The organism is Leucobacter sp. M11 (assembly GCF_035726885.1).
Classification (GTDB): Bacteria; Actinomycetota; Actinomycetes; order Actinomycetales; family Microbacteriaceae; genus JAPFRB01.
Genome location: NZ_JAPFRB010000003.1, coordinates 311854 through 313853 on the forward strand (window position 1 = coordinate 311854; position 2000 = coordinate 313853).

2 protein-coding genes are annotated in these 2000 nt (G+C 70.5%); one reads left to right on the top strand and one right to left on the bottom strand.

Annotated elements, in window-relative coordinates; translation table 11 throughout:
- Positions 1-197 precede the first annotated feature (197 nt).
- The gene (locus OOT08_RS09800; RefSeq protein WP_325092459.1) at positions 198-1145 is read left to right on the top strand and encodes a DUF1214 domain-containing protein; all 948 of its coding nucleotides are present in this window, start codon (positions 198-200) and stop codon (positions 1143-1145) included.
- On the opposite strand, the gene OOT08_RS09805 is transcribed toward OOT08_RS09800, so the two are convergent.
- A partial coding sequence (locus tag OOT08_RS09805; protein ID WP_325092460.1) for a D-alanine--D-alanine ligase family protein occupies positions 1142-2000 on the bottom strand: 859 nt, incomplete at its 5' end. The genes OOT08_RS09800 and OOT08_RS09805 overlap by 4 nt on opposite strands.

Consider the following 2000-nt stretch of genomic DNA (forward strand, 5'->3'; position numbering starts at 1 on the left):
AGCAGACGGCGTCCTACATTCGCTCGGTGACCGGGAACAGCCCAGCCGCGGAGATCGCGGCCGCGGCGGCCCTCCTGGACAGCGGCTCGATCACGGAGAGCGAGTACCACGCGATCAAGGCGAAGGCGCTGTCCTAAGCCACCCCATCCCGCGGGACGCCCCGCACCCCCTGGCACCGTCACTGAAAGGAACGAATCATGGCACCCATCCCCGTTAACGTCCAGAACTTCAACCGGGCCGAGAGCGATCTCATGTTTTCCCGCCTCGGCACCGGCCGCACCCTCGGCGAGTGGAACCACACCTACGAGCTGAAGCCGCTCGACGATCAGCCCATCATCCGGCAGAACCGAGACACGCTCTACAGCAGCAGCATCGTGGACGTGCGCGAGGGCGTCACGGTCACCCTGCCGGACACGGGAGACCGCTACATCTCCGTGTGGGTCATCAATCAGGACCACTACGGCCCCGTGATCTTGCGGGACGCGGGCGAGCACCGGCTCACCAGAGAGCTCGTCGGCACCGACTACGCGGCCCTCATCGTGCGGATCCTGGTGGACCCGAACCGCGCCGAGGACGTCGCCGAGGTCAACCGCCTCCAGGACGCGCTCACGATCGCAGGCGGCGGCTCGGGGACCTTCCCGCTCCCGGACTACGACGAGCCCAGCCAGACGGAGACCCGCACCGCGATCCTCGCCCTGGCCCGCGGGGTCAGCAAGTACGACCACTCGTTCGGCACCCGAGACGGGGTCGACCCGATCATGCACCTGCTCGGCACGGCGTCGGGCTGGGGCGGCCTCCCCGAGTACGAGGCGACCTACATCAGCGTCGACGAAAACCTGCCGGTGGCCGAGTATCGCCTCCGCCTGCGGGATGTGCCCGTTGAGGCCTTCTGGTCAGTGTCCCTGTACAACGCGGCCGGCTATTTCGAGGAGAACGCGCTCGGGGTGAACAGCATCAACAGCCTGACCGCGGCCAAGGACGCGGACGGCGGGGTCACGATCCGGTTCGGGGAACAGCTCGACGGGGTCGCGAACGCGCTGCCGATCATGCCCGGCTGGAACTACGTGCTTCGGCTGTACCGGCCGCGCCCCGAGGTGCTCGACGGCAGCTGGGTCGCGCCGCGGCCCGAGCCGATCTCGGGCTAAGCGGGGAGCCGCCGCGGTGGGGTGGCGCGTGATGCGGGTGGGGTAGCCCGCACCGCGGCAACACGCGCCACGTCGCGGCCCCCCTCGGCGGCCTCGAGCAGCGCCGCGATCAGGGCCGGGTACTCGAGGCCCAGGGCGGCGTACATCCGCGGCACCTGGGACTGCTCCGTCATTCCGGGCGCGGTGTTGACCTCGTTCAGGACGACCCCGTCCGGGGTGACGAAGAAGTCGAAGCGCGCCACCCCGGCGCAGCCGAGGGTCGCATAGAGGAGCGCCGCGGTGCGCTGAATCTCGGCCGCTTCGGCGGGGCTCAGTGGCGCGGGCACCGTGAAGGAGGCACCGCCGTCGTACTTTTCGGCCCGGTCGAAGACGCCCCCGGGGGCGACCCCGATCTCCAGGGTCGCGCCAAGGCGGAGCGCCCCCTCGCGGTCGCGGAACACGGCCACGTCGACCTCCCGGCCTCGCACGTACTCCTCGATGAGCGCGGACGGCCCGCAGGAGAGCGCGGTGCGCACGGCGGCGGCGAGCCCGGCCGCATCGTCCACGACCGTGACGCCGTTGCTCGACCCCCCGTTGGTGGGCTTCACGACGAAGGGCGGCGTCAGGCCCGTCAGCTGCGGCAGGGGTTCGGCGTCGAGATCGGCTGACACCCGGAGCGCATTCGCGGTGCGGATGCCGAGCGAGGCCGCGATCAGCTTGGTCACGTGCTTGTCCATACCGAAGGCCCCCGCGCCAACGGGGGAGCCGACGTAGGGCACGCCGCTCAACGCCAAGAAGCCCGCGGCGGCCCCGTCCTCGCCGTTGACGCCGTGCAGGATCGGGAAGGCGATGTCGCAGTCCGTCAGGATTTCGACG

Excerpts from the sequence above, each read along its gene's own strand:
- OOT08_RS09800 (WP_325092459.1), top strand. The coding sequence starts at position 198 with ATGGCACCCATCCCCGTTAACGTCCAGAACTTCAACCGGGCCGAGAGC.